Genomic DNA, 26132 nt, shown 5'->3' with positions numbered 1-26132 from the left:
GCGCGATGTCGGTTCGATTGCCGGACGTACCCGCACGTCACCGCTACGGTGAGCTCATGTCCCCCGCGCCGCTCGTTGCCCGTGGCGAGCTGCTCGATGCGCTGGTGGACGAGGTGCAGAACGCTGACGCCCGATCGAGGTTCGTCGTCGTGGACGGCGCGGCAGGTGTCGGCAAGACCGCGGTGCTGCGAGAGCTGGCTGCCCGCCTCGACGCGGCCGAGCCTCGCCCGCGCGTCCGGCAGGTGTCCGCCGTACCGTGGGAGACGAGCAGGCCGTGGGAGATCGCGCATCAGTGCTTTCCCGAGATCGACGTCGCCGACGGCCGGACGCTGCCGGAGCGAATCGCAGGCAGCAACGGCCCCTCGGTGACCGCAGTGTTGATCGACGACGCTCAGGACGCCGACGCAGATTCGCTTCGCGTACTTGCCTCTACCGTCCGACGCCACCGCGACTCGAAGATCGCCGTGGTGTGCATCCGTCGAATTCTGCCCGCGGGGAGCATCGAATCGCACGAGATACTCGATCGCGCAGCCGATACCCGGTTCGTCGTCGAGCCGCTGGGAAGCGACAACGTCGCAGAACTCGCTGCGCTGCGCCGCGTCATCCTCTCACCGTCGTCGGCCGCGCACCTGACCGCGCACACGGGTGGACGCCCGAAACAGGTGTCGGCGCTGCTGTCCGAACTGCCCGGCCACATGTGGACGGGCGTGCGGCCCGAACTACCCGCACCCGAGTACGTGCAGGCATCGGTGCGAGCGGCACTGAGCGAGAGTTCGGCGGACACAGTTCGGTTGGTGCAGGCCGTGGCCGTGCTCGATGGTGCTCGACCGGTCTCGACGGTGTGCGAGGTAGCAGAGATCGACGATCCCAGTGCTGCACTCGATCTGGCGGAGGCATTGGGCCTTGTTCTCGTGCGTCGTCGATCGGGTATCACCCTGCTCGAGTGCCCGGACGGCATGATTCGCGCAGCCGTACTGGCCACCATGAGCAGAACCGGCGTCGCCGACGTCCACAGAGCCGCGGCGTCCGCCGAAGCCGACCCGGCCGATCGGCTTGCGCACCGCGCCGAGGCGGCGCTCCTACCCGAGCCACACATGGCCGACGAGCTCGAATCACTTGCCGCAGAACGCGCGCGGACCGGAGAATGGGCTACCGCTGCCAGGCTCTTCATGCTCTCGAGCCGAGCGTCCGGCGACGCAGGCCTACGCGAGGATCGACTCGTGCGCGGCGTCGACGCCCTCATCGGTGCCGGTGACGTTCGCGGAGCATCGGACTACATCGCCGAGATCGAGAGTCTGCACGAAACACCGAGCCGCAACGCCGTTCTCGGCTATCTCGCCATTCTGCGGGGCCGCCCGCAGGAGGCCGACGCCCGATTGACACGGGCGTGGCAGCTTGTCCGAACCCGCCACGATCGCGACGTCGCCGCCGTCATCTGTCATCGCCAGGTGCTGCACAATCTCGCCCGATGCGACGGCGGCGCACTGGTGTACTGGGCCGACCGCGCCGTCGAACTCGTCGGCTCGGACCATCCGACTGCCGTCGAAGCACAGGCCATCCGGGGGCTCGGTCTGGCCGGAACCGGCCGCGTCGCAGAAGCATTGGCCAGCTACGAGGATCTGTGGGGACAGGCCGGTACCGGAGCCGTGGGACAGCGAGTGCAAATGGGTGCCGGCTGGCTGCACCTGGCCACCGACTCGGTGGAGCTGGCGAGGTCCGAACTGGAAGCCGCGGCACCGACGGACTTCCTCGGCGGCTCCACCCGAATCGCACTGTGGGCCAATGCCTGGTTGGCCCGCACGTATTTCGTCACCGGAGAATGGGACGCGGCGCTGCGGATAGTCGGACGCGCCTCCGACCTGGCCGACAGTTCCGGTGCCGCCCTCATCGTCCCGCTCCTGCAGTGGACCGCTATGCAGATCCACGCGCTTCGGGGTGACTGGGATGCCGCCGCGGCGAGTTCACGACGAGGTGAATCCGGCGCTCGAGATTACGAGATCATGCGCGTCCCCACCGCTCTGGGCCGCGCAGCGATCTCCGAGGCTCGGGCCGACTATGCCGGTGTCCTGCGCGCCCTGAGTCCGCTGACACAGCAGTGGGCACACGCCGACGTCTCCGAGCCGGGCTTCTGGGCCTGGCCGGACGTGTACGCCAACGCGCTGATCGTGGAGGGCAGGCTCGACGAAGCCGATGCCTTCCTCACTCCCCACGAAGCCCGGGTGGCAGAGCGCGGCCACCGATCGGCACATGCCCGGCTCGCGTGTGCGCGCGGTAGATGGCACGGCGCAACCGGCGACATGGATTCTGCGCGAGCATCTTTCGAGAATGCATTGGATTCGCTCATGCCACTGCCCCTGGTGTACGACCGCGCCCGCGTGAACTACGCGTACGGCCAGACGTTGCGGCGGGCAGGGAAGCGACGCGAAGCCGACGTGGTGGTCACCGCAGCCCGTGACGACTACCTCTCCCTCGGCGCTACGACGTACGTCCGGCGGTGCGATCGCGAGCTGAAGGCGGGTGGAGTGCACGCGATCCTCAAGGACAGGCCGCACAACGCGCTGACGCCACAGGAGGACGCGGTATCCAGCCTTGTCGCAACGGGTCTGACCAATCGAGAAGTGGCCGCGGAACTGTTCCTGTCGGTCAAGACCGTGCAATTCCACCTCACGCGTGTCTATGCCAAGCTCGGCGTTCGATCCCGTTCCGAACTCGCCGCGGCCCGCGCATCCGAGAGCACGCCACCATGATTGTGCAACAGCGCTTTTCGGCACGAACCCTGGGTCGATCCTAGGCATTTACCCGGTGTGACCCAGGGCACAGTGCGACACACTTGCCGTACTGCACCGACCGGGTGCCGCATTCGCCCGCCACGACGGGCCCTCTACCGAAGGACAGTCGATGACCTCACCGACAATTCCGACGCCCCGCAGCGCAGCCGCCGGCTGGGCCAGCGACCGTCACCGACGTAGCGTGATCTGGATCGTCGCACTCTCCACCGCAGCAATCGTTTTCGACGGATACGACCTCGTCGTGTACGGAACCGTCCTGCCGACACTGCTGGCCGACTCGACCCAACTGGGTGCTCTCAGCCCCGAGCAGGCCGGTGCCCTCGGTTCGTACGCTCTCATCGGAGTCATGGTGGGTGCATTGACGGCCGGAGCCTTCGGCGATCGCATCGGGCGTCGGCGCACGATGCTGACGTGCATCGTGTGGTTCTCGGTCGGGATGGGGGCCACCGCACTGGCCCAGAACATCACCGCTTTCGGAATCCTTCGATTCGTCACCGGAATCGGAGTCGGCGGACTCGTCGCCACGGTCGGCGCGATGATCGCCGAGTTCGCACCGGCAGGCCGTCGAAATCTGTTCAACGCCATCGTCTACAGCGGTATCCCCGCCGGCGGCGTTGTGGCTTCTCTGGCCGCAATCGCTCTGCAGGACAGCATCGGCTGGCGCGGACTGTTCTGGATCGGAGCACTGCCGCTGGTCATCCTGCTGCCCCTCGCGGTGCTCCGTATGCCGGAATCACCGCGGTGGTTGCTCGCGCACGGACGCGTCGCCGATGCCCAGCAGATCTGTGCGAAGACCGGAATCCCGATGCCCGAGGCCGAGCCCGCCGTCGCCGGCGATCGCGTCGGATTCGCCGCGCTCGCCCGCAAACCACTGCTGCGCCCGACGGCACTCCTCGGGTTGATGAGCTTCTCCGGCCTGCTGCTGACCTACGGACTCAATACTTGGCTCCCGCAGATCATGTCCGAGGCCGGATACAACGCCAAGGGGTCACTGTCATTCCTGTTGGTGCTCAACGGTGGTGCCATCATCGGCGGATTGATCGCCTCTCGCGTCGCCGATCGGACCGGACCACAGCGCGTCATCGCCGCCACCTTCTGCCTCGCCGCACTGTCGTTGGTGTTGCTGACGTTGAACTTCCCGCTCGGCGTACTGCTCGTCGCCGTGGCCGGTGCCGGCATCGGCGCTATCGGCACCCAGGTGCTGATCTACGGCTTCGTCTCGAATTACTACCCCACCACTGCCAGGGCGGCGGGCGTCGCATGGTGCGCCGGTTTCGGACGCCTCGGCGGCATTCTCGGACCACTGCTCGGCGGTATCCTGCTCGGTGCGGGAATCGCGTCCTCGCAGGCGTTCTACATCTTCGCCGTCGTTGCCCTGCTCGGAGCTCTCGTCACCACAGCCGTCCCTGCGGTTCGGGCACTGCGTCGATCCGATCCAGCAATCGAAGAACCGGTGAAAGTGGCTGAATGACAGATATTTTCCAGAGGCCGACCTCGAGCGACCTACCGGAACGTCGCCCGCCGAATCTGCGTGCTCTGCGCGCGGACTTCGGCGGGCTGTACGTCGGTGCAGGGGCGACCGGCGTGCTGTTCAGCGCGACCGGGCCCGTTGCGGTGATCATGGGTGCCGCGGCAGCAGGCTCGCTCACCGCCGCGCAGACGGCGTCGTGGGTGTTCGGAGTGTTCGTGCTCAACGGCATTCTCACCCTGGTGGCGAGCTGGGTCTACCGAATGCCGCTGAGCTTTTTCTGGACCATTCCGGGCACTGTTCTGGTCGGTCAGTCGCTGGCGTCGCTGACCTGGCCCGAAGTCGTCGGGGCTTATCTCGCGACCGGGGTTCTCATCATCGTGCTCGGTGCCACCGGTGTCGTCGCGAAGCTGATGGCCTTTCTGCCGCACAGTGTGGTGATGGCGATGGTGGCCGGCGCGTTCCTGTCGTTCGGAACCGGACTGGTGCAGTCCGTTTCGTCGAACGTACTGGTCGCGGGCACCATGGTCGTGGCGTGGTTGGCCCTGACACGATCCGATGTCTGGTCGAGGCGCATACCTCCGGTGCTGGCGGCATTGGTGGCCGGTCTCGCTGCGCTGGCGGTCACCGGCGGATACACCCCACTGACCGGCCCCGCGGCCGAGCTACCTCTGATCGGTCTGCCCGAACTCGTTGCGCCGTCGTTCAGTGGGGCAGCAATGGCGCAGTTGGTGATACCGCTCGCCATCACCGTGGTCGCGGTGCAGAACGGTCAGGGCGCTGCCGTCCTGAGCTCCGCGGGCCATCGGCCTCCGATGACCGCTGTCACCATCGCGTGCGGGGTGTGGTCGCTTCTCGTCGCACCGCTGGGTGCAGTGTCGACGTGTCTCGCCGGTCCGACCAACGCACTGCTCGTCGCTGTGGGTGAACGGTCGCGGCAGTACATCGCCGGAATGACCTGCGGCGCACTGGCTATCGTCGTGGGCGTACTGGCACCGGTGTTGGTGCGCGGACTGGCCGTGGTGCCCGCGACGTTCATCGCCGCCCTCGCCGGTCTGGCCATGCTCGAGGCACTGCGCGGAGCCTTCACCGCCGCATTCTCCGATTCGACCGGCCGTCCCGTACTCGCGCCGCTGATCACCCTGCTGGTCACCGTCTCGGGAACCGACGTCGCGGGCCTGGGGGCTCCGTTCTGGGGACTGGTCGCCGGTGTGGCGGTGACCTACGTGTTGGATCGTCGACGGTAGTTCCCGCCGAACTCGACGTTATGGATGGATTCCGGGCATATTCCGTCCACAACTTCGAGTTCGGCAGAGTTCGAGGGTCAGAATCCGATCGGCAGACCGGCGTAGTTCTCCGCCAGTCCCGTTGCTCCGGCCTCGCTGGAAGCAACCCATTTCAACTGCGAGAGCTGCAACTGCGCATCGAACGGGTCGTCGCCGGTGTGCAGCATCGTCGTCATCCACCAGGAGAAGTGCGTGCAGCGCCAGACGCGTCGGAGTGCGTCGTCACTGTAGGCATCGGCGGCGCGGCAATCGTTCTTGCCCAGCAGTGACGTCAGTGCCGGTGCCAGCAGGGCGACGTCGGCCACTGCGAGGTTGAGGCCCTTCGCTCCGGTCGGCGGCACGATGTGCGCGGCGTCGCCGGCCAGAAAGAGGTTGCCGTGTCGCATCGGCGTCTGCACGTAGCTGCGCATCGGTAAGACGCTTTTCTCGGTGATCGGTCCAGGAGTGAGCTCCCAGCCGTTCTGCCCGTGACCGAGCCTGCGTGCCAACGCATCCCAGATTCGGTCGTCGGACCAGGTGGCGATGTCGGTCCCGTTCGGCACCTGCAGATACAGCCGACTGACCGTCGACGATCGCATGGAGTGCATCGCGAATCCGTCCTGATGCCAGGCATAGATGAGCTCGTCGGTCGAGGGCGCGACGTCAGCCAGCACCCCGAGCCAGGAGAACGGATACGTTCGCTCCCAGGTGTTGCGCACCGAGTCCGGCATCGCAGCGCGGCTCGGACCGAACGAACCGTCGCACCCGGCAACGACATTCGCGTCGATCCGCATCGGAGTACCCGAGGCGTCGGTGAACGTGACGTACGGGGAGTCGGACTCGACGTCGTGCAACGCGGTATCGGAGACGTCGTAGAAGATCTGCTGGCCTGCCTTCTCCCGGGCTGCGACGAGATCCTTGGTCACCTCGGTCTGCCCGTACACCCACACGCTTCGGTCCGCCAGGTCGCGAAAGTCGATGTGGTGCCGCTCTTCCGGCCACTGCAGATAGATTCCGCGATGCTCGTGGCCTTCGCGATGCAGCCGCTCCCCCAGTCCGTGGTCGTCGAGCAGCTGAACCGTCGAGTGTTCGAGAATGCCGGCGCGAATGCGCGAGAGCACGTACTCCTGCGTGCGTGACTCGATCAGAACGGAGTCGATTCCCTGCTCCCCGAGCAGGTGGGACAGCAGCAGACCCGCGGGCCCTGCACCGATGATGGCGACCTGTGTACGCATGCATCGAGTACACCGCGCATCGGGGCCGCGAACAAGACCGTGTTTCCACTCAGCGAAAACGCCGATCTCATCCCCGCAGACTTCGCTCGATTCCTCGGGCGGCAACCTGCAGAGCGGCAACCAGTCTGGCTCGATCTCGTCCGATGCTCGGAACCACGATGCCCAACGCCGCCACCACTCGTTCGCCCTCGCCGCGGACCGGTACGGCCACCGAACACGCCCCCAGCGTCATCTCCTCGACCGTCTGCGCATACCCCTCGCGATGCACTCGGCGTAGTTCGCTGTCCAACTTCCCCGGATGAGTCACCGTGTACGCGGTGATGCGGGTCAGGTTCCTCAGCACACGATCGTGCACCTCACGCGGGGCGTAGGCCAACAACACCTTGCCGACTCCGGTCGCATACAGGGGCAGGCGTGCTCCGACCCGGCTGACCGCAGGTACCGACGCGTGTCCGGCAAGCCGGTCGAGATAGAGCACCTCGTCGCCGTCGCGAATGGCCAGATGCACCGTGGCGAGTGTCGCGCCGTAGATGTCGTGCAGAAACGGTGAGGCGATCTCTCGCAGGTCGGCTTGATCCGGTGCCAGCAATCCCAACTTCCACAGTCGACGCCCCACCACGTAGCGGCCGTCCTCGCCGCGAACGAGCGCGCCCCAATCGACCAGTTCACGCACCATCCGATGCGCGGTGGCGATGGGCAGGCCTGCGCCGTCGGCCAGTTCGGACAGCGTCAGTGCAGGGGTCTTCTCGTCGAACACAGCCAGGAGCGCGAGCAGCCGCGAGGCCACCGACACCCCTGGATCCCGCGCATTGCCCGCCACCCGGACGACGATAGCCTCCCCGACCACCCGCCGAACTCGAAGTTATGGATACATTTCGGCCGCAAACCGTCCATAACTTCGAGTTCGGCGGGAATTACACCGCGGCCGCCGCGAAGCCGATTCTGTTGAATCGCTTCTCGCGGGCGATCATCCGCATCGATGGGTCCTGAGCAATCAGTTCGGCGAGCTCGCGGTGCAGTACCGCACCCACCCGGTCGCAGAACTGCTGCGATTCGTCTGCCGCGTCGGGCAATTCGGGAATGATGATGTCGACAACGCCTGCCCTGAAGAGATCGAGCGAGCGCACTCCCTGCTTCGTCGCCATCTCCGCGGCATGGGCGGTGTCGCGGTGCACGATGGCCGACGCCCCCTCGGGCGGCAGCGGCGAAAGCCACGCGTGCTGTGCGGCGAGAACGCGGTCCGCAGGTACCAGAGCGAGTGCGCCGCCACCGGTCCCCTGCCCCAACAGCAATGACAGAGTGGGGTTTTCGAGGTCGACCATGTCTGCGATGCACCGTGCGATCTCGCCGGCCAGGCCACCTTCCTCCGCCTCCTTCGACAGTGCGGCACCCGCCGTGTCGATGACGGTGACGAGCGGAAGCTTCAGATCCTGGGCCAGACGCATACCGCGTCGAGCCTCGCGAAGCGCTGCGGGACCGAGCGGCGTTTTCGTCGTCTGACCGCGTCGGTCCTGCCCGAGCAGGACACAGGGCATGTCGCCGAACCGGACGAGGGCAAGAATCAGACCCGGATCCCACTCACCCTGACCGGTTCCGTTGAGCGGCAGCACATCTGCCGCGGTACTGAACAGCAGCTCACGGACCCCGGGGCGATCGGCCCTGCGCGAGGCCAGAATGGACGTCCACGCGGGCACGTCCTCGATCTTCCATTCGAGGGCCCCGACGGTGCGCGGGCGGTAGGACGGGATGTCGGTCATGATCCGCAGTGCGCGATCGACGATCTCGCCGAGTTGCTCAGGCGGACGGATGGCGTCGATGAGCCCGTGGGCCTGGAGGTTCTCCGACGTCTGCACACCGGTGGGGAACTTCGCGTCGTAGAGCGCCTCGTACACGCGGGGGCCGAGGAATCCGACGAGAGCACCGGGCTCGGCGACGGTGACATGACCGAGCGATCCCCAGGACGCGAACACTCCGCCGGTGGTGGGGTGCCGCAGGTAGACGATGTACGGCAGGTTCGCCGCCTTGTGCGCGGTGATCGCGGCGGTGATCTTGACCATCTGCAAGAACGCGACCGTGCCCTCCTGCATTCGGGTTCCGCCGGACGTCGGCAGCGCCAGCAGCGGCAGCCGCTCGTCGGTCGAGCGGTGTACGGCGTTGACCAGGCGCTCGCCCGCCGCGACCCCGATCGAGCCGGCCAGGAACGCGAACTCGCCGAGCAGGATGGCCACCTTGCGGCCGCGGATGGTCGCGGAGCCGGTGAGCACGGACTCGTCCAGGCCGGTCTTCTCACGTGCCGCCGCGAGTTCGCCCGCGTACTCGTCGTCGACGACGTAGTCGGCCGTCGGGGTGTCCCAGGAGTCGAAGCTGCCGGGATCGATCACCAGATCGAGGAGTTCGAGGGCGGTCATTCTGGTCATCGTGTCGCCTCTTTCAGCCAGTCGCGGACGAGCTCGTCGTCGGCACCGAGCACCGGCGGTGCCAGGTGATTGGTTTCGGTGACCTCGGTGCCGTCGGATTCGAAGAACCGCAGTGGCGGCCCCGGCAGTGTCACCGTGCCCAACGTCGCGTGTTCGACGTCCACCAGCAGGCCCTGGGATTTGGTCTGCTCCCACTCGTAGACTTCCTGGACGTTGCGCACTTTGCCTGCGGGAACACCGATCTCGTCGAGAAGGGCCAGCAGCGGCTCGGTCTCGTACGTGCGGAAGATCTTGGACACCAGTTCGATGACGTCGTCGCGACTGTTCACCCGTTGCGGGTTGGTTGCCATGCCTTCGAGATCGGGGTCGATGCCGAAGCCCTCGCAGAACCGATGCCACAGCCCCTCGCTGCCCACCGAGATCTGCACTGCGCCATCCGATGTCGGGAACAGGCCGTACGGGCAGATCGACGGGTGGTGATTGCCCTGCGCCGCGCCGACCTCGCCTGCGACGGTCCACTTGGTGCCCTGGAAGGCGTGCACTCCGACGACGCTGGCGAGCAGCGAGGTACGGACGACCTTGCCGCGGCCGGTGCGATCGCGTTCACGCAGTGCAGCGAGAACCCCGAAGGCTCCGTACATTCCGGCCAGCAGATCCGCGATGGGAACGCCGACGCGCTGGACGTCCTCGGGACCCGAGCCGGTGAACGACATCAGCCCGGCCTCTCCCTGAGCGATCTGGTCGTAGCCGGAGCGGCCGCCCTCGGGGCCGTCGTGACCGAAGCCGCTGATCGACAGCACGACCGTGCGCGGGTTGATCTCGGCGATGCGCTCGGGTGAGAAACCGAGGCGGTCGAGCACGCCGGTGCGGAAGTTCTCGAGCAGCACGTCTGCCCGTTCGATCATGTGCTCCAACGCTTCTCGGCCGTCGTCGGTCTTGAGGTCGAGCGCGATGGACCGCTTGTTGCGATTGGCCGAGAGGAAGTACGTCGACTCGCGCTCGGCATCGCGCGGGGTGACGAAGGGGGGACCCCAGACGCGGGTGTCGTCGCCGCCCTTCGGGGTCTCGACCTTGATGATGTCTGCGCCGAGATCGCCGAGCATCATCGCCGCATGCGGGCCGGCCAGGGCGCGGGTCAGATCGACCACCACGGTGCCTTCGAGCGGTCCGGTTCTGCCTGTCGTGTTGAGGGGCATCGAATTGATCCTTACGTCGAAGCGAGGTGGGAGCCGGACCCGAAGTCCGATTGGATTACTGGGCCAGTGGCCTAGCCAATTCAATTGGACCAGCGAACCACGGCGATGTCAAGTAACGATGCATGTGCCTTTGCCCAGCTCAGACGCGTGATGGCGGCACGTCGAACACACGTGCCGCCATCATCGAGCGTCTGTTCTGAGCTGCAGTGCCGCTACATCCAGCCGGGTACGACCAGCAATGCCCAGGCGATCAGCGGGCCGATGACCACCACCAGTGCGCTGTACTTGAGGATCTGCTTGTAGAAGACGTCGCGGTCGATGTCCTGGGCATTGGCGAGCACCAGGGCTCCGTTGGTCGAGAACGGACTGACGTCGACGATGGTCGATGCGATGGACAGAGCCACGATGACTCCGATGGCTCCCACCTCACCGGCGAGCAGGAACGGAACCGCCAGCGGGATGGTGACGCCGAGGATCGCGGTGGACGACGCGAAGGCCGAGACGATGGCACCGATGTAGCAGAGCAGCAGCGCCACCAGAAGCGGGATGCCGATGCTGGCGACCGAATCGCCGACGTACTCGACGGTTCCGGCTTCCTGCAGCACCCCGACGAACGTGAGCACGCCACCGATGAGCAGCACCGTCGACCAACTGATCTGGTTGATCGCGCCCTTCTGGGCCTTGGGCGATGCGAGAGCGAGGATCACGGCCACCGTCATCGCGATGAATCCGACGTCGAGGTCGAGCACGAGGGCGAACAGAGCCAGCGAGGCCAGGCCGACGAGCGTGAGAATCTGATCGAAGGTGATTGCCTTGACCGCGGTGGCCAGGGGTGGCGCGTTCTCGACCGTGACCGTCTGACCGGACGGACGAGGCGTCGATGCGCCGAAGCCGCGCATGACCGTTCGCGAACCCGAACCGCCGACTCCGCCGGTGTCACCGTCGGGACGCGTGCCGTCCTCGTCGTGCACGCTGCGTCCGATGAGGGAGCGGCCACCGAGGAACATGAACAGCAGCGCGCCGATCGCGGCGTTGAAGAACAGGCTGCCGAGGAAGAGTGTGAGCGGACTGTTGACGAGTCCCGCGTCGGCGGCGATGTTGTTGACCGTGACGCCGTAGATGCTGATGGGCGAGAATCCGCCTGCCTGCGCGCCGTGGATGACCATCATGCCCATGAGCAGGGCGTTGATCTTGTAGCGCGCGGCGAATCCGAGGGCGATCGGGGCGACGATGGCCACCGCGGCCGGTCCGAGCGCACCGATCGAGGTCAGGACACCGGTGATGCCGAACATCACCCATGGAATGAGTGCCACCCGGCCTCCGACGAGTCGAACGGCTCCGCGGACCAGCAGGTCGACCGTGCCGTTGTTCTGCGCGATGGCGAACAGGTAGGTGATGCCGACGAGCGTGAGGAAGAGACTGCTCGGGAAGCCGGCAATGATGTCGTCGGCACCCATGCCCACGGCAAGTGTTCCGACGAAGAACGCCGCCACGAACCCCAACGCGCCCATGTTCACGGGGAACACGGTTGCGGCGAGGAACATGACGACGAGCGCAAGGATGGGTATCAACTCGGTCGACATCGAAGGTCTCCGGTCCGTCTGTGGTGTCACCCGAGCGGTTGCCCAGGATCTCCAGTGGCTAATTGGACTGGCCACTGAGTCAATAGGGACTCAACCAGTGAAGTGGATCACTTGTCAACCCCCGATGTGTCCGCCGTTACGTGCATGGCGGCGACTAGGGTGGAGGTCCAGAGGAACAGAGAGCGAGTGACACAGTGGCTGAGCAAATTCGCCCCGTGACCCGACCACGGCTGTACGAGGTCATCGTCGAACAGCTGTGCAAGCACATCGCCGACCGCGAGATGAACCCTGGCGATCGACTTCCGCCCGAGCGCGAACTGGCCGGACACCTCGGGGTCAGTCGAGCATCCTTGAGCCAGGCCCTCGTCGCCCTCGAAGTACAGGGCATCCTGTCGGTCCGGCACGGCGACGGCGCAGTGCTCGTACGACGGCCCGTGGGAGACATGGCAATTCGTGCTCTACGCGAGCACGCAGACCGGCTACCCGAGGTGATCGAGGCCCGCGAGGCACTCGAGGTCAAGCTCGCCGAACTCGCTGCCACGCGTCGCAGCGACAGTGAAATGGCCGCGATCGACCACGCCCTGTCCGTCATGGCCACCGAGATCACCGACGGCGATCGAGGAGACTCCGGCGACGAGTTGTTCCATCACGCCATCACCGAGGCGGCACACTCACCGCTGCTCGCCAGGCTCATGGGGGAAATCGCCGGTCTCATTCGCGAGACACGCATCGAATCGCTGTCGCAGTCGAACCGTCCACAGACCTCACTGGAACACCACCGCCGCATCGCCGAGGCCGTGCGCAATCAGGATCCGGCCGAGGCAGGACGGGCCATGGCCGACCACATCCGACTCGTCTCGGATGTGGCACTGCTGCGTTCGGTCGACAGCTAGAACTCCGGCAGCAGTCCCCGGGGAGCACTACCTGGTTGACATCCGCGGCAACCCCGCGCCATCATTATTGGCACAGCGCCAATAACCCACAGGTGCGCTTCGAGCCAAGGACCCACCATGACTGCACTCGCAGACCGCACCCCCAGCGACCTCACCACCGAGCTCGCCGACGTGCGACAGCTCGCCCGAGGATTCTTCGAGAAGGAAGTCGCGCCCCACCGCGAGGAGTTCGCGGCTGCCGGACGCCCCAGCCGCGAGGTCTACCGCATCACAGGCAGTCTCGGACTGCTGGGCATGTCGGTACCCGAGCAGTACGGCGGAGGCGGAGGCGACTTCCGCCACGAGGCGGCGCTGTTCTCCGAGCAGGTGCGCTCCGGCGACTCGTCCATGCAGCTGGGTGTGCACAGCGGCATCGTTCCGCACTACATCCTGGCCTACGCCTCCGAGGAGAAGAAGCAGCAGTGGCTGCCGAAGCTGTGCTCGGGAGAGTGGATCGGTGCCATCGCCATGACCGAACCGGGCACCGGCTCGGACCTGAAGGGCATCACCACCCGCGCAGTGCGTGACGGCGACGACTACGTGGTGACCGGCGGAAAGACGTTCATCTCCAACGGAGCTCACTGCGATCTGATCATCATCGCCGCCAAGACCGATCCGTCCGCGGGAGCCCGGGGACTGTCGCTGCTCGTCGCCGAGGTCTCCGACGACACCGAGGGTTTCCACCGCGGACGCGTGCTGCACAAGATCGGCCAGAAGGGCCAGGACACAGCCGAACTCACCTTCGACGGGCTTCGTGTCCCCGCGGGCAACATCTTGGGTGAAGAAGGTCGTGGCTTCGCGCAATTGATGCAGCAGCTCCCCCAGGAACGGCTGATCTGCGGCATCGCCGCCGCCGCGATGATCGATGCCGCCGTTGCGCAGACAGTCGAATACACCAAGTCGCGCAATGCGTTCGGCAAGACACTGTTCGATCTGCAGAACACCAAGTTCGAGCTCGCCGAATGCGCAACGATCGGCCGCGTCGTGCGCACCTTCGTCGACGACGCGATGGCACAGCACATCTCGGGCAGCCTCGACGTCGCCACCGCAGCGATGGTCAAGTACTGGACCACCGACCGACAGTTCGAGGTGGTGGACCGCTGCCTGCAGCTCTTCGGTGGGTACGGCTACATGGAGGAATACCCCATCGCTCGCATGTTCGTCGACGGCCGCATCGCGCGCATCTACGCCGGTGCCAACGAAGTCATGAAAGACCTCATCTCTCGTTCCCTGTAGTACTCGGTAATCTTGTTGCCCCAGAAAGGCACCCCATGGAGGCATTCCTCTACGACGCGGTTCGCAGCCCACGTGGCCGCGGCAAGAGCTCCGGCTCACTGCACACCGTCAAACCGGTCGATCTGGCCGCGAACACGTTGTCCACGTTGCTCTCTCGCCACTCACAGCTCGATCCTGGCCTGATCGACGACGTCGTGCTCGGTGTCGTCACCCCGGTCGGCGACCAGGGCTGCGATATCGCCCGAACCGTCGCGATGGTTGCCGGACTGCCGGACAGCGTTGCCGGCGTCCAGCTCAACCGCTTCTGCGGATCGGGGCTCGAGGCCGTGAACACTGCGGCGCAACGTGTTCGGTCCGGTTGGGATCAGCTCATCGTCGCCGGCGGCGTCGAATCGATGTCTCGGGTTCCGCTCGGCGCGGACGGCGGTGCCTGGCCGTGCGACCCACTGACCAACTACGGCAGCTACTTCGTTCCGCAAGGGGTCAGTGCAGACCTCATCGCGACGATCGAGGGATTCGACCGCGACGAGGTCGACGCCTTCGCGGTGCGCAGCCAGCAGCGCGCGGCGCATGCCTGGTCGATGGGCCACTTCGAGAAGTCGGTCATCCCGGTCTTCGACTCGAACGGCCGGCTGATGCTCGATCACGACGAGATCATGCGACCCGAGACCACCATGGCCGATCTCGCCACCCTGACACCGTCGTTCGCCCTGATGGGCGCGCTCGCCGGGTTCGATGCCGTCGCGATGCAGAAGTACACCGAGGTCGAGCGCATCGATCACGTCCACCACGCCGGGAACTCCTCCGGCATCGTCGACGGCACCGCGATGGTGCTGATCGGCTCCGAAGAAGCCGGGCGCGCAGGTGGATTGACCCCGCGCGGACGCGTCGTGGCCGGGGTCGTCGCCGGATCGGACCCGACGCTGATGCTCACCGGCCCGGTTCCGGCCACCCACAAGGTACTGGCCGCGGCGGGGCTCACTCTCGACGACATCGCGGTGTTCGAGGTCAACGAGGCTTTCGCTTCGGTGGTGCTCAATTACGCGAAGAAGCTGGACATCGACCACGAGCGCATCAACGTCAACGGTGGCGCGATCGCGATGGGCCACCCACTGGGCGCAACGGGCGCGATGCTCACCGGAATGGCCCTCGACGAGCTCGAGCGCCGGGGCGAGCGCTACGCACTGATCACGCTCTGCATCGGTGCCGGAATGGGCGTCGCCACCATCATCGAGCGCCTGTGACCATCACGCGAGAGAACAACGACCCGAGGACCTCGATGACCACAGCTGCTCTGCGGACCCCCACGATCACCGGTGAGATCGGCACCGACCGCGTACTCGTGCTGACGATGGACGACCCTACGCAGTCCACCAACACGATGAACGCCGCGTTCGGCGAGTCACTCGCGCAGACGGTCGATTGGCTCGAGACCAACCTCGATGCTTTCGACGGCATCATCGTCACCTCGGGCAAGGATTCGTTCTTCTCCGGTGGCGATCTGGAATTGCTGCGGGACGCCGGTCCGTCCGACCACGCGGCGATCGCCGACGCCCTCGATTTCACCAAGGACAAATTTCGTCGCCTCGAAAAGCTGGGCAAGCCCGTGGTGGCTGCGCTCGGCGGCACCGCACTCGGCGGCGGTTTCGAGATCGCACTGGCGTGCCATCATCGAATTGCGCTGAACAACAGCAGAGCTCGCTTCGGGCTTCCCGAGGTCACTCTCGGGCTCCTCCCCGGGGCCGGCGGCGTCACCCGGACGGTTCGGATGTTCGGCATCGTCAAGGCTCTGACACAGGTGGTGGGCCAGGGCCAGCGGTACCGGCCGGCGCAGGCCCTCGAACTCGGACTGATCGACGAGGTCGTCGACACCCACGAGCAGATGATGGCACGTGCACGTGCCTGGGTTTTCGCCAATCCCGAAGCGTCACAGCCCTGGGACAGGAAAGGATTCACGATTCCCGGCGGCACCGCGGCCTCACCCGCATTGGCTGCGCAGCTGCCCGCTTTCGCTGCAACGGTACGCAAGCAGGTCAAGGGCGCACCCATGCCCGCTCCGATCGCGGTGGTTGCTGCGGCCGTGGAAGGGTCGGTACTCGACTTCGAGTCGGCCTCGCTGGTGGAAACCCGGCATTGCACCTCGCTCGCCTGCGGAGCGGTCTCGGGCAATCTGATCCAGTCGATGTTCTTCGATCTCGGATCCATCGACAAAGGTGGCTCTCGTCCGAGCACCGAACCGCACCGGGTACCCGAGAAGGTGCTGGTGATCGGTGCCGGAATGATGGGTGCCGCCATCGCCTACGTCGTCGCCTCGGCCCAGATTCCCGTCGTGCTGCGCGATGTCTCCCTCGAATCCGCCGAACGCGGAAAGGATTATGCTCGTTCGATTCTCGCCAAGGCCGTGGGGAAGGGACGCAAGACCCAGGCCGACGCCGATGCGGTGCTCGCGTTCATCACACCCAGTTCCGATGCAGCCGACGCCGAGGGTTGCGATCTGGTCGTCGAGGCCGTGTTCGAGGATCCCGCCGTCAAACGGGGTGCTTTCGAGGCCGTCGACAAGTATCTGACGGCCGACGCCCTGCTGTGCTCGAACACCTCGACGCTGCCCATCACCGACCTGTCGACGGGAGTCTCGCGCACCGAGGACTTCATCGGCACACATTTCTTCTCCCCGGTGGACAAGATGCCGTTGGTGGAAATCGTTGTGGGAGAACACACCAGCGACTCCGCGCTGGTCCGCGCGTTCGACTTCGTTCGGCTGATCGGTAAGACTCCGATCGTCGTCGGAGACAGTCACGGCTTCTTCACCACCCGCGTCATCGGCCGGTTCATGGACGAGGCGATCTCGTTGGTCGCCGAGGGCGTGCACCCGGCCACCGTCGAGCAGGCCGCCCTCCAGGCCGGCTACCCGTCCGGAGCGCTGGCTCTGATGGACGAAATTTCGTTGACTCTGTCTCGGCACATCCGCGAGGGCATGGCGCAGGCCGCGCGCGCCGACGGTCGACCGTGGATCGTCTCGAAGTCCTATGCCCTGGTCGATCGCCTGGTCGACGAATTCGATCGCCCCGGACGCAAGGCGGGACGCGGCTTCTACGAGTACACCGAGGACGGCACCAAGGCAGGATTGTGGCCGGGCCTGGTGGAGCACTATCACCGTCCCGATCACGGAATTCCGTTCGAGGACATGATGGATCGCATGCTGATCGCGCAGTCGCTCGACTCGATCGCATGCCTGGACGAGGGTGTTCTGCGGACCGTCGCCGATGCGAACATCGGCTCCATCCTCGGCATCGGCTACCCCGCGTGGACCGGTGGCGTGCTGCAGTTCGTCAATCAGTTCGACGGCGGCATTCGGGGATTCGTCGAGCGGGCCGACCACCTGCGGGCACGGTACGGCGATCGGTTCGTCGTGCCGAGATCACTGCGCTCCCGCACCGAGCGGTACCTCTGACGCCTCGCGACGTCGGTTCGGTGCAATCATGACAACCATGCCGGCTGCAAGTACACCCAAGTGGAATCGACTGGAACCGGACGAGCGACGGACGCAGATTCTGGCTGCCGCCGTTCGCCTGTTCGGCGACAAGCCTTATGCCGAGGTCTCGATGTCGGACGTCGCTGCCTCGGCCGGCGTCGCACGCGGGCTCATCCACCACTACATCGGAAGCAAACGCGACCTGTACCTCGAGTGCGTTCGCTTCCTGGTCACCGTGCCGCCGATCGAGGACGTGCACCTGCCGACGGGCTCGCTCGAGGACCGGGCCCGGGGCAGCGTCCACTGGTTGGTCGGCGTCATCGAGACGCACGGTACGGCCTGGGTGTCGGTGGCGAGCGGATCGGGTGTCGACGAGCAGGTTGCTCGGATTCTGGACGAGGCCGATGACCTGGCCGCCGAACGCGTCTTGGACGCAACAGCATTCGAGGGCAGGGGCGGTGACCGTCGAATCGCTACCTCGGCCGTGCGCGCGTTCGGCGGCATGGTCAAGGCCGCGGGCCGCGAATGGTTGGTGCGCGGCACACTGACCCGCGAGCAGGTCGAGATTCTGTTGACCGATGCGCTCGTCACCGTCCTCGGCACGGCTCGCTCCCTGGACGACGCCCGAGACCGTTAGCCGGACAATCCATTTCGGCGGTCCTTGCGAGTGGTAACCACCCGAATCGCCTATTGACACTGTGCCAACAAGGTGAAACTGTGGCGGTACTCACCTCGGGCACCCTCGCCCCCACTCGCACAAGGGACTCGCCATGTATCTCACTCAGGGCCTTCACCGCTCCGCGTCGACCACACCGAACCGGGCAGCAACGGTGTTCGGCGATCGCGTTCGTACCTTCGCCGAGCAACTCGACAGAGTGGCAAGACTGGCTGCGGGCCTGCACTCCATCGGCGTCGAGGCCGGCGATCGAGTTGCGATGCTGGCGTTCAACAGCGACCGGTACTCGGAGTACCTGCTCGCAGTGCCGTGGGCCGACGCCGTGCTCAACCCCGTGAACATTCGGTGGTCGCCCGTGGAGGTCGCGTACGCACTCAACGATTCCGACACCAAGGTCCTACTGGTCGACGACACCTTCGGTGCCATGGTCCCGGCACTCCGTCCCGCATGCGCCGGCCTGCAGACCATCGTCTACTGCGGAGACGGTGCCACCCCCGAGGGCATGGTCTCGTACGAGGACCTCATCTCGTCCCACGATCCCGTTCCCGACGCTCGCCGCAGCGGCGACGCCCTCGCCGGCCTGTTCTACACCGGTGGCACCACCGGCTTCCCCAAGGGCGTCATGCTCTCGCACGCGAACCTCGTCACCTCGGGCCTGGGAACGGTGGCAACCGGACAGCTGCTCGACGACGCGTCGATCCTGCTCCATGCCGCCCCGATGTTCCACCTCGCCGATCTGGCCGCATGGGTGGGTCAGGTCATGCTCGGCGGCACCCACGTCATGGTTCCGTTCTTCGAGCCGACTGCCGTGCTCGGTGCCATCGCGCCGCATTCGGTCACCGATGTGCTGCTGGTACCCACCATGATTCAGCTTCTCGTCGACCACCCCACGCTGAGCGAATTCGATACCTCCTCGCTCAGCCGCGTGCTGTACGGAGGATCCCCGATCTCCGCAGGCGTCCTCGAGCGCACCCTCGCCCGGCTCCCGCAGGCCCGCCTCACCCAGGCCTACGGCATGACCGAGCTCGCACCGGTCGCGTCGTTGCTCTGGCCGGAACACCATGTGAGAGAACGCATCGGCTCGGCCGGTCGCGCGGCCCCGCACTCGGAGATCCAGATTCTCGGCCCGGACGACGAGCAGTTGGCCACCGGATCCGTGGGCGAGATCTGCGTTCGCGGTGGACACGTGATGCTGGGCTACTGGAACAAGCCGGACGAGACCGCCGCGGCCATTCGGGACGGTTGGATGCACACCGGTGATGTCGGCTACCTCGACGCCGACGGATTCCTGTTCGTCGTCGATCGACTCAAGGACATGATCATCACCGGCGGCGAGAACGTCTACAGCGCCGAGGTCGAGAGTGCACTGAGCCTGCACCCCTCGGTGTTGGCGTGCGCCGTGATCGGTGTTCCCGACGGCGAGTGGGGCGAACGCGTTCACGCCTGTGTCGTGCTGGCCGAGGGGTTCTCGCCGAGTGTCGAGGAGCTCCGCGATCACACCCGCACTCTCGTTGCCGGATACAAGACCCCGCGCACCATCGAGTTCGTCACGGCACTGCCCATGAGCGGCGCAGGCAAGATCCTCAAGCGCGAACTGCGGGACGCCCACGTTGCGAAGGATGCGCTCGGAGCTTCCCTGTGACCAGCCAGGTCCGTACGCGAGCCACCTTCGATTCGATCTCGCCCATCGACGACAGCCCGATCGCCTCGTTCACCGTCGATTCGGCGGAGTCCGTCGCGCGAACGGTCGGCCTCGCGCGGAGGGCGCAGCGCACCTGGGCGGCACTACCGCCGCGCACTCGAGCCCGGCACCTGCGGGCCTGGCGACACGAAATCTGGAGTCACCGCGCCGAATTCATCGACCTGATCCATCGCGAGAACGGCAAACCGGCCGACGATGCGCTACTGGAGATCGTCCTGACTCTCGAACATATCGCCTGGGCAGAGAAGCAGGCACCGCGACTCATGCGATCGCGCAGGGTGAACCCCGGCGTGCTGCTGGCGAACTACTCCGCACACGTGGACAAGGTCGCTCTCGGCGTGGTGGGCGTCATCGGCCCGTGGAACTACCCGCTCTACGCACCCAACAGTGCGATCGGTTCGGCTCTGGCCGCAGGCAACTGCGTGGTGTTCAAGCCCAGCGAGTACACCCCGCGGTGGCGGCTCGCTACGTTCGCGCCTTCCATGAGGCCAATCCTGCTCTTCCGCTGGGCATTCTGTCTCTGGTGACCGGCTACGGCGACACCGGTGCCGCACTGTGTCGCTCGGGTGTGGACAAGATCGCGTTCACGGGCTCGACGAGAACCGGATCGAAGATCATGGCCACGTGCGCCGAGACGCTCACCCCGGTGGTTCTCGAATGCGGCGGTAAGGATCCGGTGATCGTTGCAGCCGACGCCGATATCGCAGCGGCTGCCGAGGCGGTGGCCTGGGGTGCATTCACCAACGGCGGCCAGACGTGCGTCGGAGTGGAGCGGGTCTACGTCGAGCGCAGTGTCGCAGCACAATTCACCGGGACCCTCGTGCAGCACGCCCGCGCCATCGCGCCCGGTGGCGATGCGTCGGCCACCTACGGACCGATGACGATGCCCAGCCAGATCGACATCGTCCGGCGCCACCTCGCCGACGCCGAGGCGGCCGGTGGACGAGCACTGATCGGCGGACTGCCGTCGATCGGCGAGCGATTCGTCGGACCCACCGTGTTGGTGGACACGCCCGAGAACTGCTCGGCCGTTCGCGAGGAAACGTTCGGCCCCACGGTCACCGTCCGTGAGGTCGACAGCATCGAGGAGGCGATCGAGCTGAGCAACCATCATCGGTACGCCCTCGGCGCATCGGTGTTCTCCCGCTCGCACGCTGAAGAGATTGCGGCGCAACTGGTGTGCGGTCAGGTCACCGTGAACTCGGTGATCGCGTTCGCCGGAATGGGATCGGTTCCGATGGGCGGCGTCGGTGCCAGCGGCTTCGGCCGCGTACACGGCGACGAAGGGTTCGCAGAGTTCTGCCGCACACACAGCCGCGTCACGAAGCTGTTCGACATTCCCGGATTCGAGCTGGTGACGCTGCGACGCCGACGGTGGGTCATGCCGCTGATCGACCGTGTGCTGGGGCTGCGTCACCGCCGCTGAGAGATCAGCGCACCGATTTCACCTGCCAGGTCACCGCCGCCCCGAGTGCCGCCAGTACCCCGACCGCCGTGAACAGTGCCGGGTATCCACCGACGGTGGAGAGGAACACACTGGCGAGCAGCGGTGCCAGGGCAGGTGGAACGATCGCCCCGATGTTCATCACGCCGAGATCGGTCGCCCGACTGTCGGCGGACGGAAGGACCCCGGTCACCAGTGCCTGATCGACGGCCATGTACGCGCCGAATCCACCGCCCAGCAACGCCGCCGAGACGAACGTCGCGTCCATCGTGGGATGTATCGCCAGGACGAAGCCGGCGACGGCCTGCATCGATGCCGCAACCGCCACGAAGATCTTTCGGCGACGCATCCGATCCGACAACGGCCCGAAGGTGAACGTGCACACCACACAGGCGATCAGGTAGACGACGGTCACCTCGAGCAGCGATCCCGTCGGATCGGCGACTCGAAGACCGTCGGTGAGGAAGAACAGCAGGTAGCAGGTGCCGAGCGAGTTGGCCACGTTGACCAGGATTCGACCCCCGAAGGCCCACGCGAAGTCGCGGTGACGCAACGAATCGAGAAGTGAGGCAACGATGCTGTGCAGGCTCAACAGCGCTGTCGGTGCATCGGTTTCGCGATACGTCAGCAGAAACGGCACCGAGCAGATCACCAGGGCGAGCGCCACGGCGAGGTAGCCGCCCAACACCGACAGAGCAAGCGTGGACACCAGCGCCAGGCCCGCCACCACGCCCAGTGCCTGCGGTGCATAGATCGCACTCGACACCGTTCCGCGCTGCTCGTCCGGCACGCGATCGGCCACCACGGCCGTCAACCCCGCTGTGGCAGCACTCAATCCGAGCATTGCCACCGACCACGCCATCCCGATTCCGAGGACGGTACTCTGCAGCCCGGTGACCACCAACCCACCGGCGAAGAACAGGACACCGCCGCCGAACCAGACGCGCCGTCGCCCCAACCTGCTGCGAGTTCGATCGCACAGCGACCCGCACACGGGTAGACCGATCAGGAGCACCACGGCAGAGACCGCGTTGATCACCGCGAAGTCGAACACCTTCGATTGCGGATCGATCTCTTGCAAACGCTCGGGCAGAAGCAGCTGCAGTGGAACCAGATTGGCCATCCAGTAGCCCAGCCACGCCACGGAGAACACGGCAATCCAGAGCGGGCGTACCCGGGTGGTCATCGATCAGTCCCCTCGCACGGGTGCCGCGGTTCCGTAGGCACGGCGGACCACCTCGTCGAGGGTCGCGGCCAGCTGCACTTCGGTCATGGTGCGCGGCGTCGCCACCGACGCAGCGGAAAGATAGACCCCGCAGAGCCATTCGAGCAGTTCGATGTTCGACAGTGCCGAATCGAGATCGCGACCGGTGGCCACCGAGCCGTGGTGGGCCATGATGACCGCAGACCTCGAACGCATCGCCGCCACCACCGCGTCGGCGAGCGCGGTGGTACCGAACGGCGCGAACGGCACCACCGGGACGGTCCCACCCAGGGCGAGTTGCGCGTAGTGCACGGGCGGCAGTTCGTCCGCGACGAGCGAAAGAGCAACGGCCGCAGAAGAATGCGCATGCACCACAGCCCGAACCTCGGACGACGCGTAGATGCCCAGGTGCAAGCCCAGTTCCGAGGTCGGTTCGCATGCGCCGGCGCGCACGACGGCGTCCATACCGACAACCGTGACATCCTCGATCGTCGCGTCCGCCAACACCAGCTCGGTCGCCGTCACCGCCACCACATCACCCGCGCGTGCACTGACATTGCCTGCGGTACCGAGAACCAGACCCCGTCGGCCCAGGTGCCGGGCGGTCGTTGCGACGGACTGCCGTAGCTCGTCGACGTCGGCCGGCATCAGATGGTCCTGCAGGTACGTGCGAACTTTCGAACGAATTCGAGGTCGTAGGTGCCGAAGTCTGTTCCGAGGCCCTGCGCCACCTGCGCGGCGGTCGCATTGCCCAGTTCGGCAGCCTCCACGGCGTTCATGCTCAGGGACAGGCCCCGAACGAACCCGGCCGAGAACGCATCTCCGCATCCGCTGGTGTCCACCACGTCCACGGCATACGCGGGGACCTCGACGGCCGAGTCGTTCGTGACGACGAGAGTGGGCGAGGCCCCCGCGGTGGCCACCACACAGGACGCTCCGAGCTCGAGCAGTCGACGACACCCGTCTTCGACAGTCGCGCAGCCGGTCCAGCCGAGGACCTGCTCGTCGTTGGGCAGCAGGTAGTCGACGTGGGGCAGCGCGGCGGCGAACGCACCGAGTCCTTCCGGAACCGACGGTGCCAGGCTGTCGACGGTGACGACGACGCCGTCCTCGTGGGCGCGGCGCGCGATATCGCGCGCGGTGTCCGGTCCGAAGAACTCGGGTCCGCCCAGATGCAGGAAGTCGACGTTGTGGAACATGTTCCACGGAACATGCCGGGCCAGATAGCCGTTGGCTCCGATGACGTGCAGAGCCGGCCGTGATCCGTCCGGCCTGATCGGCAACACCGACGCCGAGGTCTGCACTCCCTCCATCCGATGGACGAGCGAGACGTCGATGCCCTCGTCGACGAGGAGCTGCAGTAGAAACGTGCCTGCCGAATCAGCGCCGACGACTCCCGCGGTGTGCACCGCGGCACCCAGCCGGGACAGCACCAGCGCCGTTCCCGCGGCGGTCCCCGCGGCGGACATCGCGATCTCATCCGCCAGGACCGCCGTCTGACCGTGCGGAATCTCGGTCACCGGCCGCACCAGGGTGTCGAGTATGTGCACCCCGAGGGTGAGGACTTCCGCCGGTTCCCTCATCGGATCGTCGCGGTTCGCTCGGAGAGGATCAGCGCCTCCAGGTTGCACATCGAGATGTCGAATCGCGCAGACATCCCGGCGGTGGCGATGGGTCGCACAATCCGTCCCAGCCAGCGCGGGGAGACGTCGAACCAGAATTCGAAGGTCATCGCGGTCGAGGTTCCGCCGCTGAGCGGTGCGAAGCGAAAGACGTTGGTCACGTTGGTGAGCGGCGCGAATCCCTGACCCGAATCGACTCGCAGTCGGTTCGGTTCCAGATGCCGGACGGTCCACGTGGCGTTGGTGGTGAAGCGCCCGAGTGCCGCCACTTTCTCGGTATAGACGCCACCTGTGCGTGCGGTGCCGTGATGAGCGGTGACGGCACGGACGTCGGACACCCATTCCGCATAGCGGCTGGTATCACCGGTCAGTGCCCAGACCTCCTCGGGGCTCACCGAGAGTGTGCGATGAGCCGAGACTACGAAGCGTTGTTCCACGAGAGTTCTCCTTCGGTCGAAAGTATTTCTGCTGCGGCCTTTTCACCCGATCGCACGGCACCGTCCATGTATCCGTTCCAATAGTCGGAGTGCTCGGCACCGGCCCATCGCACTCGGCCGAACGGAACATCGCGCCACCGTCCGAGCCCGGTCAACACTCCGGGGGTCAACACCGCGGTCGGCCCACCGCGGGTCCACTGTTCGTCGGTCCAGTCCAGTTCGATCCACTCCGTCGGTTCCAGTGCGCGCGGACCCACCACCGAGGCAAAAGCACGCAGCACCTCACCGCGGCGCTCGGATTCGTTGCCCTCGGACCAGTTTCGGCCACCTCGATGGCGCGCGCCCCAGGTGCCGACGAATCCCATCAGCACTCCGTGGCTTCCGTCGGGAGGCGAGTTGTCGAACATCGAGGACACCGGCACGTCGCTGTCGCGAAAGAGTGCCTGGCCGGACAGCCCGCTCGCACGCCAGAACGGTTCGGGATACACGGCCTCGCACTTGGCCAGTCCGCCGAAGTTCATCCGCTGGAACAGTGCTTCCTGCGCCGCGGGAAGCGCAGGGCTCCAGTCGATTCGGGTGGCCAGAACAGGCGGAATCGCGACGACGACCGATCGGGCCACCCACGACTCGGTATCGCTGTGCACCACCACGCGATCCGGATGCTGCTCCACGCGGCGCACGGGAGTATCGAGGCGGACCGAATCACCGAGTCGCGACGCCATTTCGATGCAGATCGCCTGTGAGCCACCGAGAAATCGCCACTGCTGCGCTCCCCCAGCGACACTCATCAAGCGGTCGACGGTGCCGGGGGTGTACTCGTTGCCTGCCCCGGCCACGTACGCCAGGCCGAAGAGCGCCGACACATCGGCGGATGTGCCGCCGAACACCGAACCGAGCAGGATGTCGAGCAGTTCCACACCGCCGTCGGTGGCCGAGTGTTTTCGGGCCCAGGTGGACAGAGTCTGCAAGTCCCACTCGGAGGCACGCGGTGCCGACCACGGTCTACCCACGGGGATCTGCCCGGCAGCCCGATCGATTCGCGCCACCAGCATCCCGACGTCGGGTAGCGCCGCCAGATCCGGCGGCACTCCGCCGTCGAAGCGTCGGGCGCGTCCGTTCTTGACGTAGACGCTCGATCCGATGTCGTATGCGGGAAACGTCCCGACGCCCACGGACGCGGCCAGGCGGAGTATGTGGTCCTGCGTCGGACCGACGAACTGTCCGCCGGTCTCCACCACCGCGTTCTCCCCGAGTGCGTGGTTGACCGTCCGTCCGCCCACCCGGTCTCTGGCCTCGAGAACCTGGACGGTCAACCCTGCGGCCGTCAGTTCCCTGGCGGCAGTCAGACCCGCGAGTCCTGCGCCGACGACCACCACGTCCACACGCGAGGCTTCCGAGATCTCGTTCATCGGTGCTCCTTTCCGGGCTGTTCGATGTAGCGGCGACAGTAACTC

The 26132-nt window shown here is 66.1% G+C and carries 19 protein-coding genes and 1 pseudogene; 10 read left to right on the top strand and 10 right to left on the bottom strand.

Annotated features, from left to right (window positions below):
* The first annotated feature begins 56 nt into the window (after positions 1-56).
* The 3 genes from QM590_RS09800 to QM590_RS09790 all read left to right on the top strand — a co-directional run bounded on the left by QM590_RS09800 (position 57) and on the right by QM590_RS09790 (position 5504).
* Entirely contained in the window at positions 57-2747 is a 2691-nt protein-coding gene (locus QM590_RS09800; RefSeq protein ID WP_269594720.1) for a LuxR family transcriptional regulator, read from the top strand.
* Between the two features lie 151 nt (positions 2748-2898).
* A complete protein-coding gene (locus QM590_RS09795) occupies positions 2899-4260 on the top strand; it encodes an MFS transporter (RefSeq protein WP_269594721.1) in 1362 nt (453 codons plus the stop codon).
* On the top strand, positions 4257-5504 hold the full coding sequence (locus QM590_RS09790) for a benzoate/H(+) symporter BenE family transporter (RefSeq protein ID WP_068054365.1): 1248 nt from the start codon (positions 4257-4259) through the stop codon (positions 5502-5504). The genes QM590_RS09795 and QM590_RS09790 overlap by 4 nt, the downstream gene beginning before the upstream one ends.
* 77 nt (positions 5505-5581) lie before the next feature.
* Here the strand turns inward: QM590_RS09790 and QM590_RS09785 are convergent, their stop codons facing one another.
* From QM590_RS09785 to QM590_RS09765, 5 genes are all read right to left on the bottom strand, one after another.
* Positions 5582-6757, bottom strand: coding sequence for a 4-hydroxybenzoate 3-monooxygenase (locus tag QM590_RS09785; RefSeq protein WP_269594722.1), 1176 nt, complete (start codon positions 6755-6757; stop codon positions 5582-5584).
* Positions 6758-6824: 67 nt separating this feature from the next.
* Positions 6825-7577 (bottom strand): IclR family transcriptional regulator, encoded by a 753-nt coding sequence (locus QM590_RS09780; RefSeq protein WP_068054358.1) that lies wholly within the window; start codon positions 7575-7577, stop codon positions 6825-6827.
* Positions 7578-7671: 94 nt separating this feature from the next.
* Entirely contained in the window at positions 7672-9174 is a 1503-nt protein-coding gene (locus tag QM590_RS09775; protein WP_269594723.1) for a carboxyl transferase domain-containing protein, read from the bottom strand.
* A complete protein-coding gene (locus QM590_RS09770) occupies positions 9171-10370 on the bottom strand; it encodes a CaiB/BaiF CoA transferase family protein (protein WP_094669687.1) in 1200 nt (399 codons plus the stop codon). The genes QM590_RS09775 and QM590_RS09770 overlap by 4 nt, the downstream gene beginning before the upstream one ends.
* 212 nt (positions 10371-10582) lie before the next feature.
* A complete protein-coding gene (locus tag QM590_RS09765) occupies positions 10583-11953 on the bottom strand; it encodes an SLC13 family permease (protein WP_269594724.1) in 1371 nt (456 codons plus the stop codon).
* A 194-nt stretch (positions 11954-12147) separates the two neighbouring features.
* Between QM590_RS09765 and QM590_RS09760 the strand changes: the two genes are divergently transcribed.
* From QM590_RS09760 to QM590_RS09725, 7 genes and pseudogenes are all read left to right on the top strand, one after another.
* Entirely contained in the window at positions 12148-12846 is a 699-nt protein-coding gene (locus QM590_RS09760) for a FadR/GntR family transcriptional regulator (RefSeq protein ID WP_269594725.1), read from the top strand.
* Between the two features lie 117 nt (positions 12847-12963).
* A complete protein-coding gene (locus QM590_RS09755) occupies positions 12964-14121 on the top strand; it encodes an acyl-CoA dehydrogenase family protein (protein ID WP_269594726.1) in 1158 nt (385 codons plus the stop codon).
* A gap of 35 nt (positions 14122-14156) precedes the next feature.
* Positions 14157-15365: an acetyl-CoA C-acetyltransferase gene (locus QM590_RS09750; protein ID WP_269594727.1), complete on the top strand. Its 1209-nt coding sequence runs from the start codon at positions 14157-14159 to the stop codon at positions 15363-15365.
* A 35-nt stretch (positions 15366-15400) separates the two neighbouring features.
* Positions 15401-17572 (top strand): 3-hydroxyacyl-CoA dehydrogenase NAD-binding domain-containing protein, encoded by a 2172-nt coding sequence (locus tag QM590_RS09745; protein ID WP_269594728.1) that lies wholly within the window; start codon positions 15401-15403, stop codon positions 17570-17572.
* Positions 17573-17600: 28 nt separating this feature from the next.
* On the top strand, positions 17601-18230 hold the full coding sequence (locus tag QM590_RS09740) for a TetR/AcrR family transcriptional regulator (RefSeq protein ID WP_317813313.1): 630 nt from the start codon (positions 17601-17603) through the stop codon (positions 18228-18230).
* Positions 18231-18363: 133 nt separating this feature from the next.
* Complete coding sequence (locus QM590_RS09735; protein ID WP_269594729.1) at positions 18364-19911, top strand: long-chain-fatty-acid--CoA ligase; 1548 nt, start codon at positions 18364-18366, stop codon at positions 19909-19911.
* Positions 19908-21397: pseudogene (locus tag QM590_RS09725) on the top strand (aldehyde dehydrogenase family protein). The gene QM590_RS09735 and the pseudogene QM590_RS09725 overlap by 4 nt, the downstream one beginning before the upstream one ends.
* Before the next feature lie 4 nt (positions 21398-21401).
* Here the strand turns inward: QM590_RS09725 and QM590_RS09720 are convergent.
* From QM590_RS09720 to QM590_RS09700, 5 genes are read right to left on the bottom strand one after another with little or no spacing between them, the layout of a single operon-like run.
* The gene (locus QM590_RS09720; protein WP_269594730.1) at positions 21402-22601 is read right to left on the bottom strand and encodes an MFS transporter; all 1200 of its coding nucleotides are present in this window, start codon (positions 22599-22601) and stop codon (positions 21402-21404) included.
* 3 nt (positions 22602-22604) lie between these two features.
* Positions 22605-23267, bottom strand: coding sequence for a class II aldolase/adducin family protein (locus tag QM590_RS09715; RefSeq protein ID WP_269594731.1), 663 nt, complete (start codon positions 23265-23267; stop codon positions 22605-22607).
* Positions 23267-24202: a carbohydrate kinase family protein gene (locus tag QM590_RS09710; RefSeq protein WP_269594732.1), complete on the bottom strand. Its 936-nt coding sequence runs from the start codon at positions 24200-24202 to the stop codon at positions 23267-23269. The genes QM590_RS09715 and QM590_RS09710 overlap by 1 nt, the downstream gene beginning before the upstream one ends.
* Positions 24199-24678, bottom strand: coding sequence for an SRPBCC family protein (locus QM590_RS09705; RefSeq protein ID WP_269594733.1), 480 nt, complete (start codon positions 24676-24678; stop codon positions 24199-24201). Before QM590_RS09705 ends, QM590_RS09710 begins: the two co-directional genes overlap by 4 nt.
* Positions 24660-26087, bottom strand: coding sequence for a flavin monoamine oxidase family protein (locus QM590_RS09700; RefSeq protein WP_269594734.1), 1428 nt, complete (start codon positions 26085-26087; stop codon positions 24660-24662). Before QM590_RS09700 ends, QM590_RS09705 begins: the two co-directional genes overlap by 19 nt.
* Between the last annotated feature and the right edge of the window lie 45 nt (positions 26088-26132).

It is taken from the genome of Rhodococcus sp. IEGM 1372 (assembly GCF_030056835.1).
Taxonomy (GTDB): domain Bacteria; phylum Actinomycetota; class Actinomycetes; order Mycobacteriales; family Mycobacteriaceae; genus Rhodococcoides.
The sequence above is the reverse complement of the archived record's forward strand: the minus strand, read 5'-3'. Positions and strand labels throughout refer to the sequence as shown.